The organism is Aquimarina algicola, from assembly GCF_006443095.1.
Taxonomy (GTDB): Bacteria; Bacteroidota; Bacteroidia; order Flavobacteriales; family Flavobacteriaceae; genus Aquimarina; species Aquimarina algicola.
Genome location: NZ_VFWZ01000004.1, coordinates 1 through 15692, shown reverse-complemented (window position 1 = coordinate 15692; position 15692 = coordinate 1). Strand labels below are relative to the sequence as shown.

Annotated in this window: 12 protein-coding genes; 1 reads left to right on the top strand and 11 read right to left on the bottom strand. The window is 33.2% G+C overall.

What is annotated here, in order from left to right; all coding sequences use genetic code 11:
* Position 1: 1 nt before the first annotated feature.
* The 8 genes from FHK87_RS13820 to FHK87_RS13785 all read right to left on the bottom strand — a co-directional run bounded on the left by FHK87_RS13820 (position 2) and on the right by FHK87_RS13785 (position 12124).
* Complete coding sequence (locus FHK87_RS13820) at positions 2-1192, bottom strand: acetyl-CoA C-acyltransferase (protein ID WP_140594006.1); 1191 nt, start codon at positions 1190-1192, stop codon at positions 2-4.
* A gap of 13 nt (positions 1193-1205) precedes the next feature.
* Positions 1206-3611, bottom strand: a complete 2406-nt coding sequence (locus FHK87_RS13815) for a 3-hydroxyacyl-CoA dehydrogenase/enoyl-CoA hydratase family protein (protein WP_140594004.1) — start codon at positions 3609-3611, stop codon at positions 1206-1208.
* 18 nt (positions 3612-3629) lie between these two features.
* Positions 3630-4085 carry a MarR family winged helix-turn-helix transcriptional regulator gene (locus tag FHK87_RS13810; protein WP_140594001.1) on the bottom strand — a complete coding sequence of 152 codons (456 nt, stop codon included), beginning with the start codon at positions 4083-4085 and terminating at the stop codon, positions 3630-3632.
* A gap of 193 nt (positions 4086-4278) precedes the next feature.
* Positions 4279-6051 carry an AMP-dependent synthetase/ligase gene (locus tag FHK87_RS13805; RefSeq protein WP_140593998.1) on the bottom strand — a complete coding sequence of 591 codons (1773 nt, stop codon included), beginning with the start codon at positions 6049-6051 and terminating at the stop codon, positions 4279-4281.
* Positions 6052-6231: 180 nt separating this feature from the next.
* Positions 6232-9912 carry a phosphoribosylformylglycinamidine synthase gene (gene purL, locus FHK87_RS13800; RefSeq protein WP_140593995.1) on the bottom strand — a complete coding sequence of 1227 codons (3681 nt, stop codon included), beginning with the start codon at positions 9910-9912 and terminating at the stop codon, positions 6232-6234.
* Between the two features lie 146 nt (positions 9913-10058).
* Positions 10059-10499 carry a hypothetical protein gene (locus tag FHK87_RS13795; RefSeq protein ID WP_140593993.1) on the bottom strand — a complete coding sequence of 147 codons (441 nt, stop codon included), beginning with the start codon at positions 10497-10499 and terminating at the stop codon, positions 10059-10061.
* A gap of 2 nt (positions 10500-10501) precedes the next feature.
* Entirely contained in the window at positions 10502-10795 is a 294-nt protein-coding gene (locus FHK87_RS13790; protein ID WP_140593990.1) for a hypothetical protein, read from the bottom strand.
* Between the two features lie 114 nt (positions 10796-10909).
* Entirely contained in the window at positions 10910-12124 is a 1215-nt protein-coding gene (locus tag FHK87_RS13785; protein WP_140593987.1) for an RsmB/NOP family class I SAM-dependent RNA methyltransferase, read from the bottom strand.
* 76 nt (positions 12125-12200) lie between these two features.
* On the opposite strand from FHK87_RS13785, the gene FHK87_RS13780 reads away from it, so the two are divergent.
* Complete coding sequence (locus FHK87_RS13780; protein WP_140593984.1) at positions 12201-13265, top strand: sialidase family protein; 1065 nt, start codon at positions 12201-12203, stop codon at positions 13263-13265.
* A gap of 29 nt (positions 13266-13294) precedes the next feature.
* Here the strand turns inward: FHK87_RS13780 and FHK87_RS13775 are convergent, their stop codons facing one another.
* Genes FHK87_RS13775 through FHK87_RS13765 form a run of 3 tightly spaced genes read right to left on the bottom strand, consistent with a single transcriptional unit; the run spans position 13295 to position 14862 of the window.
* Complete coding sequence (locus FHK87_RS13775) at positions 13295-13738, bottom strand: sensor of ECF-type sigma factor (protein WP_140593981.1); 444 nt, start codon at positions 13736-13738, stop codon at positions 13295-13297.
* A 10-nt stretch (positions 13739-13748) separates the two neighbouring features.
* Positions 13749-14279 carry a hypothetical protein gene (locus FHK87_RS13770; protein ID WP_140593978.1) on the bottom strand — a complete coding sequence of 177 codons (531 nt, stop codon included), beginning with the start codon at positions 14277-14279 and terminating at the stop codon, positions 13749-13751.
* 34 nt (positions 14280-14313) lie between these two features.
* Complete coding sequence (locus FHK87_RS13765; protein ID WP_226294245.1) at positions 14314-14862, bottom strand: RNA polymerase sigma factor; 549 nt, start codon at positions 14860-14862, stop codon at positions 14314-14316.
* Positions 14863-15692: the final 830 nt, after the last annotated feature.

Here is a 15692-nt window from a genome sequence, read left to right as displayed (position 1 = left end):
ATTAATTTAAAAATTCAAAAATACCGGCTGCGCCTTGCCCTGTACCAACACACATTGTGACCATACCATATTTCCCTTTCATATCACGTTTACGCATTTCGTCAAACAATTGTACAGATAGTTTTGCTCCTGTACATCCAAGAGGGTGTCCTAATGCAATAGCACCTCCATTTACATTGATGATATCTGGATTAAGACCTAATTCTCTAATTACGGCTAGCGATTGAGAAGCAAATGCCTCGTTTAATTCGATTAACTCAACATCTTCTTGTTTAAGACCGGCTTGCTTTAATGCTTTTGGAATAGCTTTTACAGGACCGATACCCATAATTCTTGGTTCTACACCTGCAGCGGCATAATTTACTAATCTAGCAATAGGCTCAAGATTTAATTCTTTTACCATTTCTTCACTCATTACCATAACAAAAGCAGCTCCATCACTCATTTGAGAAGAGTTACCAGCAGTAACACTTCCTCCAGCTTCAAATACAGGTCTAAGTTTACCAAGAACTTCTTGGCTTGTTCCAGCACGAGGCCCTTCGTCTTTATTTACGGTATATGATTTTGTAGCTTTTTTACCGTTTGCATCTATATACGTCTGTTCTACTTCTATAGGTACGATTTGATCTTGAAAGCGGTTTTCAGCCTGAGCTTTTAAGGCTTTCATATGAGAATTATATGCAAATTCATCTTGATCTTCACGAGATACTTTGAATTGGTGAGCAACTGCTTCTGCTGTATTTCCCATTCCCCAATAATAATCTTCGTGTCCGGCTTTTGCCAAATCATAATTTAGTTCTGTCTTATAACCTGTCATAGGAACAGAACTCATACTTTCTGCACCACCTGCAATGATACAGTCGGCCATACCTGCTTGAATTTTTGCAGTAGCCATACCAATAGTTTCTATACCTGAAGAACAAAACCTATTTACGGTTACTCCTGGAACATCTATAGATTCTAATCCCATTAAAGAGATTAAACGAGCCATATTAAGACCCTGAGATCCTTCTGGCATTGCATTACCTACAATAACATCATCAATTCGAGCTTTGTCTAATTGAGGAAGCTCTTTCATCATATGCTGAATTGTTTCAGCAGCTAATTCATCTGTTCTTTTAAATCTGAACACCCCTCGAGGCGCTTTACCTACGGCTGTTCTATATGCTTTTACTATATATGCTGTTTTCATTTTTTTTCTTTTTCTAGTTTCTTAGAGGTTTTCCTTTTTTTAGCATATGCTCGATACGCTCAAGAGTTTTACGTTCTGTACAAAGAGATAAGAAGGCTTCTCTTTCTAAGTCTAATAGATATTGTTCTGTAACTAAGGTAGGTTCAGAAAGGTCTCCACCTGCCATTACATATCCAAGTTTGTTAGCAATTTTCTGATCGTGTTCAGAAATATATTTACTAGCTTGCATAGAGTCAGTACCTACTAAGAACATACCTAAAGCTTGTTTACCTAGTACTTTTACATCTTTACGACGAACAGGTTGTGTGTATCCTTGTTCTGCCATTAATTTTGCATAAGCCTTGGCAGTAGCGATTTGGCGATCTTTATTTACTACTACAATGTCTTTTCCTTTCTGTAGAATATTGGTATCGTATGCTTCATAAGCAGAAGTAGAAACTTTTGCCATTCCGATGGTTAAGAAATGTTCTTGTAATACATTAAGCTCAACGTCATTTTTCTTGAAAAGGTCAGAAGCTCTCAATGCCATTTCTTTTGATCCACCTCCACCAGGGATAACACCAACACCAAATTCAACCAAACCGATGTATGTTTCTGCCGCAGCTACTACTTTATCTGCGTGTAGTGATAATTCACAACCACCACCAAGTGTCATACCATGCGGTGCTGCTACTGTTGGTATTGCAGAATAACGCATGCGCATCATTGTATCCTGGAAATATTTAACAGCCATGTTGAGCTCATCATATTCTTGCTCTACAGCCATCATAAAGATCATTCCGATATTAGCACCTACAGAAAAGTTTGCAGCTTGATTTCCTACTACTAATCCTTGGAAGTCTTTTTCTGCAATATCGATAGCTTTATTGATTCCAGCTAATACATCACCTCCAATAGTATTCATTTTACTTTGGAATTCTACATTTAAGATTCCTTCACCAAGGTCTTCTACAATAACACCGCTATTTTTGAATACTTCAGAAGATTTACGGATATTATCAAGAATAATAAACGCATCTTGTCCTGGAACTTTTACTTGTTTTTTCTGAGGGATATCATAATAATAAGTAGCTCCTTGATTAACAGTGTAGAAAGATGTGCTTCCACTAGCGATCATGTCAGTTATCCATGAAGCCGGTTCATAACCTTCTGCTTTCATGATCTCAATTCCTTTTTCTACGCCAATTGCATCCCAAATTTGGAAAGGACCATGTTCCCAACCAAAACCTGCTTTCATAGCATCATCAATTTTGTATAAATCATCAGTGATTTCAGGAATACGATGAGAAACGTAAGCGAATAGGGCAGAGAATGTTTTTCTATAAAACTCTCCAGCTTTATCTTTTCCTGCGACTAATACTTTGAAACGATCTACAACTTTGTCTATTGTTTTTGTCATTTCCAGAGTTGCAAAAGAAGCTCTTTTCTTTTCTCTATATTCTAAAGTATCAAGGTCTAATGAAAGTATTTCTTTTTTTCCTTCGGCAGTTACATTCTTTTTATAGAATCCTTGTTTTGTTTTACTACCTAACCATTTATTCTCCATCATCGTATTGATAAAGTCAGGAAGTTTAAATAACTCATGACGTTCATCATCTGGGCAGTTATCAGCAATACCATTTGCTACATGCACTAAGGTATCTAATCCTACTACATCAACTGTACGAAAAGTAGCTGATTTAGGACGACCAATTACAGGACCTGTAAGTTTATCGACTTCTTCTATGGTTAATCCCATTTCTTTTACCATATGGAATAAACTCATTATGCTAAAGATTCCTATTCTATTACCGATAAATGCAGGAGTATCTTTTGCTACTACAGAAGTTTTTCCTAGATATTGCTCGCCATATCCATTTAGGAAATCTAATACTTCTTGAGAAGTGTTTGGTCCAGGAATAATCTCAAATAATTTAAGGTAACGAGCAGGGTTAAAGAAGTGTGTTCCACAGAAATGTTTTTGGAAATCTTCACTTCTGTCTTCGTTCATAAATTTAATAGGAATACCAGATGTATTAGAAGTGATTAGTGTTCCCGGAGTTCTATATTTTTCTAAATTTTCAAAAACTTGTTTTTTGATATCAAGTCTTTCTACTACAACCTCAATAATCCAATCTACATCTGCTACTTTTGCAATATCGTCTTCAAGGTTTCCTGTAGTAATACGGTTTGCAAATTTCTGATTATAGATAGGAGAAGGTTTGGATTTAAGAGCTGCAGTAAGTGAATCATTTACTAAACGATTACGAACTATTTTGTCTTCGAGGGTAAGACCTTTTGCTTTTTCTTTATCGTTTAATTCTCTGGGTACTATATCTAACAATAGTACTTCGACACCGATATTTGCAAAATGACATGCAATGCCAGATCCCATTATTCCTGAACCGACAACTGCGACTTTTTTAATGATTCTTTTCATTTTTTTAACTTCTGATTGTTAAGGTGTTATAGATTCTTGTTTTGTGTAAATTTTCTTAGATGAGATCAAATCATTAATGATTTGAAATACTTCTAGAAATGTATCAAGCTTTTCTTTGGGTACAAATTTTCTTACAGCAGTATCAAAAGTGAAAACTACTTCTTTTGAGAAATCTCTCATTTCTAAACCAAAGGGGGTCAGATATATAAGAACACCACGACCGTCCTGAGGATTTTTCTTTCTATATATTAATCCTTTTTCTTCCATGGTTTTCAAAGTACGTGATAAGCTTGTAGCTTCCATACCCATTTTGGGGCCTAATGAAGTTGATGGAGTACCACTTTCTGGGTCAATACTTAATAGAGCAAATCCTGTGGCCATTGTGCTACCTTTTTTGCTAGCTTCTTCATTATACATTTTTGCTACTGCCATCCAAGTAGCTCTAAGTGCATAATCAATTGTCTTTTCTCTCATTCAAAAATTTATTGTGAACGTAAAGGTAATAAATTTTGTTATGCATGCATAATAAATAATGTAAAAAATTAAGAATTTATGAAGTATTTTACATTTTACTACTAAATTAATAAAAAAACTCCTCACAAAATGAGGAGTTTACTGATTTGCCGTTAAGCTTATGCATCTTTTGCATTATAACCAGTAAATTGAATTAGCCATAAATTTTAGAGTATAATTCTTTATATTTTTCTTTAATGATCCTTCTTTTAAGTTTCATAGTAGGGGTAAGGTGACCAGCATCAATGCTCCATTCGTCTGCGGTAAGTTCAAAACGCTTTACGCGTTCCCATTTCCCGAATTTTGCGTTATGCTCATCTACTTCTTCTTGATAACGATCGATAACCGCTTGATTGCTGATAACTTCTTGCATAGAATCACCAACTTTAATGCCTTTGCGCTGTGCCCATTCTCTTAGGAATTCAAAATTGGGTTGTATAAATGCGGCAGGCATTTTTTCTCCTTCACCTATAACCATAATTTGCTCGATAAAACGAGATTGTTTCATTGCATTTTCAATAAGCTGCGGGGCAACATATTTTCCTCCTGAAGTTTTAAACATTTCTTTTTTACGATCCGTGATTCGTAAAAAACCTTCACTATCGATCACTCCAATATCACCTGTATGAAAATATCCGTCTTTTAAAACCTCTTTTGTTTTATCTTGATCTTTGTAATACCCTTGCATTACTTGAGGTCCTTTTACTAGAATCTCACCATCTTCGGCTATTTTTACTTCTGTTTGCGGGATTAGCTTTCCTACAGTACCTATTTTGAAACCTTTATTTCTTGCATCATTTACAGAAACAACAGGAGATGTTTCTGTAAGTCCATATCCTTCCATAACACTTATTCCGGCAGCATTGAATACTCTTGCAAGCCTTGGTTGTAAAGCAGCACTACCAGAAGCGATAACTTTTAGATTACCCCCTAAGGCTTCTTGCCATTTACTAAAAATAAGTTTTCTAGCGATACCTAATTTTTTCTCATACCACCATCCATTTGCATTGTATGGTTCATATTTAAGTCCTAATTCTACGGCCCAAAAGAATAATTTCTTTTTTACTCCCGTTAAATCTGCTCCTTTTGCAATAATTTTGTCGTATACTTTCTCTAGCAATCTAGGTACGGCAGTCATTACATCTGGTTTTACCTCTTTAAGGTTGTCACTTATCGTCTCGAGAGATTCTGCAAAGTAGATGTTCACTCCTAAATATTGATATAGATACATGAGCATTCTTTCATAAATATGACATACAGGTAGAAAACTTAATGATTTTGCTTCTCCTGATGGTATAGGAAATCTTGTTGAAGCATTCAAAGCATTACTAACCACATTTTTATGACTTAGCATTACTCCTTTAGGTCTTCCGGTTGTTCCTGATGTATATATTAAAGTAGCAAGGTCATCTTCTTTTACAGATGCCATTAGGTCTTCTACTTCTTTTTGATTACTATCATCTTTACCTAATTCTAAAACTTCGTTCCAGCTTTTACATCCTTCAATATCGTTATATGAGTATACTTCTTTGAGAGAAGGTACATTTGCGTGTATATTCTTTACTTTTTGATAAACTTCATCATCTGATACAAAACAATATGTAGATTCAGAATGATTCAATACATATTCATAATCTTCTTGAGAAATTGTAGGATAGATAGGAACATCTTGAGCACCTATTTGAAGTACTCCGATATCAGTAATATTCCATTCTGTTCTATTATTAGAAGATATGATGGCAACCTTATCATTTGGTTTTACTCCTAATCGTAGCAGTCCACGGCTAATTTGATTAGCTTTTTCTATATATTCGGCAGAAGATGTAGCGACCCATTCACCATTGTATTTGGTAACTAAAGCCTTGTCTAAATTAAATTTTTTGAGTTGATAGTGTGGAAAATCAAATAGTCTAGTAATTGTCGTCATATGTTGTTTTAAAAATTTCTAAGCAGTTTTTTAATGATAAAAAAACTACTATGCGTGCATAGTTTCGCAAATTATAAAAAATCTTACAATACGCAACCCTAATATATAAAAAAAGGAGCTGTAATTTGACAACTCCTTAGTATTTTATCGGTTTTGTTAACATATTTTACTTATAGACACTCAAAATTTATCAGTATTAACATTTTCAATCCATTTTCTTGCATTTACAAAAGCTTCAATCCAGGGAGAAACTTCATCATGTCTTCCTTTTGGGTAATAAGCCCAGTTCCAGGTAAAAATAGAACGTTCGATGTGTGGCATCATTACCAGATGTCGCCCGGTTTTATCACTCATCATTGCTGTATTGTAATCAGATCCATTCGGGTTGGCTGGATATTCATTATATCCATACTTTGCGACAATATGATATTGATCTTCAGAAAGAGGGAGGTTAAACTTTCCTTCTCCATGAGAAATCCATACTCCGAGTGTACTTCCCGCAAGAGAAGATAGCATTATAGAATTATTCTCTTGTATTGTCACTGAAGTAAAGGCACTTTCATGTTTATTAGATTCGTTATGAATGAGTTTGCCGTGAGTTTCATGGTCTGGATTAATAATTTCCAGTTCCATAAAAAGTTGACAACCATTGCAGATTCCTACGGATAAAGTATCTTCTCGTTTAAAAAAGTTATTTAAAGCTTCGTTTGCTTTTTGATTATATAAAAAGGCTCCTGCCCATCCTTTTGCAGAACCAAGTACGTCACTATTTGAAAATCCACCAACGGCTCCTATAAACTGAATGTCTTCTAGTGTTTCTCTACCAGAAATCAAATCAGTCATATGAACATCTTTTACATCAAATCCGGCCAGATACATGGCATTTGCCATTTCACGCTCAGAATTACTACCCTTTTCTCTGATAATTGCAGCTTTTGGTCTCTGAGTGTTAGGACTTAATAAAGGTTTTCTTCCCATAAAATGTAAAGGGAAATCGTATGTAAGGGGTTGCTTAGAAAAATTCTCAAATCGATCCTTTGCAAGATTATTCGCTGTTTGTTTTTGATCTAACAAGAAAGATGTTTTGTACCAAGTATTTCTTAGCTCATCAATATTCAAATCAAACGCATCATCTCCGTTTGTTATCTTTAATGTTTCTCCTTCTTTAGCTTTTCCTATGTTAAAGAAAGAAATATTATGCTCTTCAAGAATTGTTTCAATATTAGCGTTTAAGGCACTTTGAAAAACAATTCCGGAATTTTCTGCAAATAATAATTTAATCGAATCTGATTCTTTAATATTTGTCAGGTTTAAAGTAGCTGTGGTATTTATATCAGCAAAACATAACTCTAATAGGGTAGTGATTAAGCCTCCTGATGCAACATCATGACCGGCAACAATTTTATTATCTTGTATTAATTGCTGAATAACATTAAAAACTTTTTTGAAATTATTGGAGTTATGTATGGTCGGAGCTTCGGCTCCTATTTTATTATTAATTTGCGCAAAAGATGATCCTCCTAGTTTATGCTGATCATTAGATAAATTGATATAATAAATATCTCCTCCATTTTTTTGTAATACAGGTTCTACAACTTTATTAATATCATTACAATTTGCTGCTGCAGAAATAATCACAGTTCCGGGAGCAATAACTTCATCGTTAGGATATTTTTGTTTCATCGATAAAGAGTCTTTACCTGTAGGAACATTGATCCCTAAATCAATTGCAAAATCAGAAATTGCTTTTACCGCTTTATATAAGCGAGCATCTTCTCCTTCATTTTTACAAGGCCACATCCAGTTAGCTGATAAAGAAACGGATTGTAATCCATCCTTTAAAGGAGCCCAAATGATATTGGTTAATGCTTCGGCGATAGCGTTTTTACTTCCTGCTTCTGGGTCGATTAATCCCGAAATAGGGGAGTGACCAATACTTGTTGCAATACCCTCGGTACTTTTATAATCAAGCGCCATGACCCCACAGTTATTCAAGGGTAATTGCAAAGGCCCAGCACATTGTTGTTTTGCTACACGGCCTCCTACACAACGATCTACTTTGTTTGTCAACCAATCTTTACAGGCTACCGCTTCAAGTTGTAAAACTTGTTGTAAGTATTCTTTAAAATTATCAATTGAATAAGTAATATCGTTATAATTTCTGGATACTGTTTGATCATTCATAATTGTTTTTGGAGAACTACCAAACATATCTTCTAAAGCTAAATCCATAGGTGCATCCCCTTTGGTTTTAGATTGAAATGAGAAGCGTTGATCTCCTGTGACGTCTCCTACCTGATACATAGGAGAACGTTCTCTCTCAGCAATGCGCTCTAGAGTATTGATATTTTCTTGACTGATCACTAATCCCATACGTTCCTGAGATTCGTTACCAATGATTTCTTTTGCTGATAATGTTGGATCTCCTACGGGTAATTGATCAAGATCAATTTTACCTCCAGTTTCTTCTACTAATTCTGAAAGGCAATTAAGGTGTCCTCCTGCGCCATGATCATGTATAGAAACAATAGTATTTTCTTCACTTTCTACCATTCCGCGTATGGCATTAGCGGCACGTTTTTGCATTTCAGGATTAGAGCGCTGTACTGCGTTTAGCTCGATACCACTACTGAATTCTCCAGTGTCGGCAGAAGATACAGCTGCACCTCCCATACCGATTCTATAATTTTCTCCACCCAGAATTACAATTTTGTCTCCGGTCTTGGGGTTTGCTTTTATAGCTTGATCATTTTTTGCATATCCAATCCCACCGGCTTGCATGATTACTTTATCAAAACCAAGTTTTCTAGCTTCTTCTTCATGCTCAAATGTAAGTATCGAACCTGTAATAAGAGGTTGTCCAAATTTGTTTCCAAAATCTGAAGCTCCATTGGATGCTTTAATCAAAATATCAATGGGAGTTTGATATAGCCAATCTCTTTCAGTCATCGCTTTTTCCCAAGGTCGATTTTCTTCTAATCGAGAATAAGAAGTCATGTACACAGCAGTACCTGCGAGAGGTAAAGATCCTTTTCCCCCGGCGAGACGGTCTCTAATTTCTCCTCCTGATCCGGTAGCGGCTCCATTAAAAGGTTCTACCGTTGTTGGAAAATTATGTGTTTCGGCTTTTAAAGAAAGTACACTTTCAAACTCTTTTTCTTCATAAAAATCAGGTTTGTCAGCTGTTTTTGGAGCAAACTGCGTGACTTTTGGTCCTTTTATAAAAGCTACATTGTCTTTGTAGGCAGATACAATATCATTAGGATTTGTTTCAGAAGTTTTCTTGATTAATTTAAAAAGTGAGCTAGGTTGTTCTTCTCCATCAATCACAAAAGTTCCGTTGAAGATTTTATGGCGACAGTGTTCTGAGTTTACTTGCGAAAAACCAAAAACTTCAGAATCAGTAAGTTTCCTGCCTATTTTTTTGCTAACTCCTTCTAGATACTCAATTTCTTCATTACTTAATGCAAGTCCTTCACTTTCATTATACGAGGCAATATCTTCAATCTCCAGAATAGATTCTGGGGTGATATCTATAGTATATATCTTTTGATTAAGAACATTATATTTTTGAGAAAGCATAGGGTCAAAATCAATAAAATCTTTTGAAACTGCTTTAAATTCTTCTATTCTTATAATACCATCGATACCCATGTTTTGGGTTATTTCGACTGCATTGGTACTCCAAGGGGTTATCATAGCGGCTCGGGGACCAACAAAAAAAGCGTCGATAGACGCCGTAGATAGTTGAGGTTGGTTGCCAAATAACCAGATAAGTTTTTTAATGTTTTCTTGTGATAAATCTTGATTAGTTTGAACAGCAAATATGTTCTTGCTTTGGTTTCCGAAGAAAAGAATCATTTTTTGGATAATTGTGTTGTGTTGAACAAGCAGCAAATTTACTATTTTCTATGTAAAGAATTGCATAAAAAAAAGATTGAATGCTCGAGTTATTCACTAATTTTTGAACATAATGATAGGTAACTATAATATAAGCAGTGAATGCTTTAGTTTACTATTTTTTGTATAAGGCTATTTGAAACTCCTAGATCTGTGTTTTCTTGCAAGATATTGTCTAATGCTAGAATATCTTCATTTTCTAATGCTCTAACAGCTATTTTTACTTTTTTAGATTTATTTTGCTCTGTATTATACTGTATTTCCAGTGTTTTTTTGGTTGCATTAAATTGTGTGATTTGATCGTATCGTATAAATTTTTTTGAAGCTATTACCCCTAATTTCACTTCTATATATTTGGGGAATATTTTTACAACTTTTAAGTTTTGATTTAATATCCCAATGATTACCAATAGAGCTCCAATTCCGAAAAATGTAATTCTTCCAGTCAAGATAAATAAAATAATACCAATAGCAGCGATGATTCCGGCTGTAATAAAAGGTTGATTTGCTACCTTTTTACTTAATGACAATTCTTTTATTGATTCCATACTTAAAGTGTGTTGATGAATTTTTCTTCTTTGATTTGATTTAAAATTTTTCTGGCTCCAAAAACTCCTATGAGACCAATTGGAACAAAAAGGACGCTACCTATTAAGAATATTGTACTTCCTATTTTGGGTTTCCCGAGTATAATGATAATAACACCAATGCAATTTAATATTAGAAAAGGAAGTGTCATCCAAAAAAGTATTATACCTTCTTCATTTGTAGCAGATATTGTAAATATTACCAAAAGTAATTGTATCACTAACCATATTACCATTTGAGGGTTAAGTAATTTCATAGGTTATTAGTATTTGAATTGAAAATATTAATTTTATAGCAAATATGATGACATTGTAGGATTGTAGAATCCCTGTTTTCAGTGAAATTCATGTACAATAAAAAAGAGTAGTATTTAGTTCGTTTTTCTCTCTAGTAATGCCATATAAAATCCATCATATCCTGATTGATGTGATAATATTTTTTTGTCTTTAATAAAGGTAAAGTCTTGTCCTATTTCTTTAGACAAAAATGTATTTACTTGATCTTGATTTTCTGACGGTAGAATTGAACAAGTAGCATACACCAATTTTCCTCCCGGTTTCACCATTTTAGAATAACGTTCAAGTATTTCAGCTTGTGTTTGTTTAATATTATGTATGAACTCTGGCTGTAATTTCCATTTTGCATCAGGATTTCTACTTAGTACTCCCAGACCACTGCATGGAGCATCAATAAGCACACGATCTGCTTTTGCATAAAGTTTTTTGATATCTTTTGTGCTTTCGATTACTCTAGGTTCTATGTTATGCGCTCCGGCTCTACGAGCTCTTCTTTTTAACTCTTTGAGTTTATTGGCGTAGATATCCATAGCAATGATTTGCCCTTTATTTTGTAGGATTGCAGATAGATGTAATGTTTTTCCACCGGCTCCGGCACAGGTATCTATAACTCGTTGTCCGGGTTGCACATCTAAGAAGTCTGCTACTAGTTGCGAAGAGGCATCTTGAACTTCAAATAATCCGTCCTTAAAAGCTTGTGTACTAAATACATTAGCTCTTTCTGTTAATTGTAAAGCATTGGGGTAGCCTTTTATAAATTCTGTATCAATATGTTCGTCTTCTAAAACGCTTCTTAATTTGTTTCTTGAAATTTTTAGTGTATTGGTCCGCAGTATAACTGGAGCTTGCTGATTTAAAGCATTGATTTCTTTATCCCAATTTTTTTTCAATTCTTGCTCTCCTAATTCGTCTAACCAATCCGGGATGGATTCTCTAAACTTTCGGATTTTGTTAAGTTCATCAAAACGTCCTTTGATTCGTCGAGTAGGAGTGGGGACAATTTGTTTCCAGTCAGGTAAAGAAATACCTCTTAAGGTCGCCCAAACGGCAAAGATACGCCACAAGTTTTCTCTGGAGTATGGTTCTTTTACTTCTGCTATTTCTGCGTATAATCTTTTCCACCGCACTATTTCGTATACAGTTTCTGCAATAAAACTGCGATCTCTAGATCCCCATCGTTTATCTCGTTTCAGTAATTTTTGAACTACTTTATCGGCATAGCCTTCTTCATTAAAAATTTCATATAATCCATCTATAACTGCAAAAACAAGATTTCTATGTAAACGCATTGTATTATTTTTTAAGGTCTGCAAAGTTAGTTCTTTGTTACACAAATACAGTTATATTTGAATATAATTATTAAGGATGCGAGTATTTACTATTTTATTGTTGTTTCTGGTGAGTTTATTCTATGGATCTGATAAAAGCACAAAGAATCAAGACTTTTCTAGAGTAAGTGTAACGATTATACATGAAGACTCTATTCGTGTTAGAGCTATTGATATTTATAATGATACTCTTTTAGGGTTTGGGTATGATAAAGGATATGGGTTTATAAATTTGAACACCAATGAAAAGAACATTATTGGTTTTGAAAGGGAAAATATACTGTCAGAAGAAGAGAATTGGGTTTCAGAACAACGATCAGTAGGTTTTGCAGGGAATTCATTTTTTACTTTAGGTGTCGGTTCTCCTGCCAGATTAAGGAAGGTAGATTTAAAAACTTTGGAAGAAAAAATAGTGTATACAGAGATTCATGAAAAAGTATTTTATGATGCAATGCTATTTTGGAATGAGAAAGAAGGTATAGCTATGGGAGACCCTACAGATGGTTGCTTATCTATAATTGTAACGAGAAATGGAGGAGAAACATGGAATAAAATACCTTGTAAATATCTACCTAAAACTTTTGAAGGAGAAGCAGCTTTTGCTGCCAGTAATACAAACATAAAAATAATAGACGACAAGACATGGATTGTCTCAGGAGGAAAAAAATCTAGAGTATTTTATTCTCCAGATAGAGGAAAAACATGGGATGTTTACGATACACCAATTATTAGTGAGACACAAACTACCGGTATATATTCGGTAGACTTTTATGACAAAAATAAAGGAGTTGTATATGGTGGCGATTATACTAATCCTAATCATAACAAAGTAAATAAGGCAATTACAAATGATGGAGGAAGAAACTGGGAATTAGTTTCTGATGGTACCGGCCCCGGATATAAAAGTTGTGTGCAATATGTACCCAATACCAATGGCAAATCTATGGTAGTAGTTGGGTTTACGGGTATTTCTTTATCTAATGATAGTGGGACTTCCTGGAAAAAAATTAGCGACGAAAGTTTTTATACATTACGTTTTATTACTAATAATACTGCTATTGCAGCAGGTAAAGGGAAAATTGCAAAATTAGTTTTTAATTGATCTTTCTTTATAATAAATGATGGCTGATATTAATCTCTCCTTCTTTGTTCACGTATTTTATCTAAAATTTTCTTGTTAAAATCTGCTTCGGCTTTTATAAGTTTTAGAATTTTTTTGTTTGACATTATTTTTCGAAGATCAGTAATTAATTTTTTACGAGCCTCGACTCTTTGTTCTTCTGCTTCTAAGTATTTTCGTAAATATCCTTCAGCATCTTTTTCAGTTAATTCATCAGAATTATCTTTTGGTTTTCTTAGTGCTCTAATGAGTTTACGCTCACGACTTTTAAGTTTTGATACTTTTTCTTCATATTCATTATAAACAGGCCAGAATTCTTGTGCTTTTTTACTTGATAAGTCTAAACTTTCTGTAATATGTGCAACTCTAAATGCTCTAATTCTTTCTTTAGAGCTGCTTTGCGCATTAACATTTATATATAAAAGAAAACAAATAAGTAATAATATTTTTTTCATGTGTTTATTTTTATTCTTCGAATATAATTTCGTCCTGTAAATCTTCTTCAGAAATATACTCTAGTAATGATTCATCATTTATTATTATATCTTCATCAAATAATTCTGTATTGTCCATATCTTCTGCCAATAAAGCTATCATTTCAGAATTACTCATATCTATATTACCTTCATCAAAATAAGTGTAGATATCTGCAATCTCAATATCATCAATAGTTAGAGTATCTTTTTTGAGAAAAGTAGTCGTAAAAATAATTGCAATAGTTGCAGCAACACTTATTGCCATCAATAATTTACGGTTGTTATAAAGTGGTATAACTTTATTTTTGGGTTTTTCGGTGTTAGAAGTATTTAATATCTCTTCTGTAAGAGAATTCAAGTAATTATCAGGAATAACAAATCCGCTCTCAGATTGTTTTTCTGATGAAGACTGTTTTGTGGATATAACAAAGTCCGTGTTTTCTGAAAGTCGATGTTCAAAGCTTTCAAAATAGTCTTTAGGTACTTTAAAACCGCTCTTATGGTTATTATTCTTTTCCATTATTACTTTTTAGACTTTATATAGAATAAAAGGTTTAATTATTCTTTAAAAAATCTTCTATTTTTTTTGTTGCAATATGATAAGATGCTTTTAATGCTCCCTCACTTGTATCTAATATTTCAGACATGTCCTTATATTTCATTTCTTGAAAATACTTCATATTAAATACTTGTTGCTGTTTTTGAGGAAGAGAAGCAATAGCTTTTTGAAATTTTAATTGCATCTCATCTCCTTCATAATAGATATCTGCTTTAAGGTTTTGTACTAATTTGATGCTCAACTCTTCATAGCTAATATTAAATTTTTTTGCTTTTTGATTCAAAAAGGTGATTGATTCATTAGTAGCAATACGATATAGCCATGAATATAACTTACTATCTCCCTTAAAGTTTTTGATATTACGATGTACTTTGATAAAAACGTTTTGAAGTATATCATCTGTATCTTCATGATTCTTTACCATATTTCTAATGTGCCAGTATAAACGTTGTTTATATAAGTTTATAAGTTTACTAAAGGCCGCATTTGAATCTTTCCCTGATTGTAATGCTATAACTAATTCTTTTTCTTCTTTCGTATCCAACTTTAAAATTAGTTTTGATAGCTATATTGATAATATTCATTTTATTGTCACAATGTACATAAAAATGTTTAATGATTTTAGAATTAGAAAAATAGAATTTGTAGGAATTTTGTAAGAATAAATGTTAATTTTAATGATAAATGTCATTTTTTTAAGGATAAAGCGCAAATTTTATTTGTTTAATTGAAAACTTATAGTATCTTTACACTGTGATTATGAGTTAGATATTTCATTTCCCCCAAGATGAAAGATTTTAATAAAAGTGAGTTTTGATTTTAGAGTAAGCCCCTAAATTAAGATGATTTGTGTGAAGAGAAAGAGTGCGCCCGCACTCTTTTTTCTTTTATATAGTATTGAGATTGAATTTAGTATAAAGTAAGANATGGGTAAAGTGTAAATTTTATTTGTTTAATTAAAAACTTATAGTATCTTTACACTGTGATTATGAGTTAGATATTTCATTTCCCCCAAGATGAAAGATTTTAATAAAAGTGAGTTTTGATTTTAGAGTAAGCCCCTAAATTAAGATGATTTGTGTGAAGAGAAAGAGTGCGCCCGCACTCTTTTTTCTTTTATATAATATTCAGATTGGATTCTGTATAAAGTAAGAAAAAGACTACTTTTGTATGATTTATTATTTTAGTATAATAGTTTAAATGTTAATTTTGTAGATAAAGTGTAAATTTTATTTGTTTAATTAAAAACTTATAGTATCTTTACACTGTGATTATGAGTTAGATATTTCATTTCCCCCAAGATGAAAGATTTTAATAAAAGTGAGTTTTGATTTTAGAGTAAGCCCCTAAATTAAGATGATTTGTGTGAAGAGA

Bases quoted from the DNA above. Each gene is read 5' to 3' on its own strand.
- FHK87_RS13780 (WP_140593984.1), top strand. From the start codon at position 12,201: ATGCGAGTATTTACTATTTTATTGTTGTTTCTGGTGAGTTTATTCTAT.
- FHK87_RS13820 (WP_140594006.1), bottom strand. From the start codon at position 1,192: ATGAAAACAGCATATATAGTAAAAGCATATAGAACAGCCGTAGGTAAA.
- FHK87_RS13810 (WP_140594001.1), bottom strand. From the start codon at position 4,085: ATGAGAGAAAAGACAATTGATTATGCACTTAGAGCTACTTGGATGGCA.
- purL (WP_140593995.1), bottom strand. From the start codon at position 9,912: ATGATTCTTTTCTTCGGAAACCAAAGCAAGAACATATTTGCTGTTCAA.
- FHK87_RS13770 (WP_140593978.1), bottom strand. From the start codon at position 14,279: ATGGAAAAGAATAATAACCATAAGAGCGGTTTTAAAGTACCTAAAGAC.
- FHK87_RS13790 (WP_140593990.1), bottom strand. From the start codon at position 10,795: ATGAAATTACTTAACCCTCAAATGGTAATATGGTTAGTGATACAATTA.
- FHK87_RS13805 (WP_140593998.1), bottom strand. From the start codon at position 6,051: ATGACGACAATTACTAGACTATTTGATTTTCCACACTATCAACTCAAA.
- FHK87_RS13775 (WP_140593981.1), bottom strand. From the start codon at position 13,738: ATGAAAAAAATATTATTACTTATTTGTTTTCTTTTATATATAAATGTT.
- FHK87_RS13815 (WP_140594004.1), bottom strand. From the start codon at position 3,611: ATGAAAAGAATCATTAAAAAAGTCGCAGTTGTCGGTTCAGGAATAATG.
- FHK87_RS13785 (WP_140593987.1), bottom strand. From the start codon at position 12,124: ATGCGTTTACATAGAAATCTTGTTTTTGCAGTTATAGATGGATTATAT.
- FHK87_RS13795 (WP_140593993.1), bottom strand. From the start codon at position 10,499: ATGGAATCAATAAAAGAATTGTCATTAAGTAAAAAGGTAGCAAATCAA.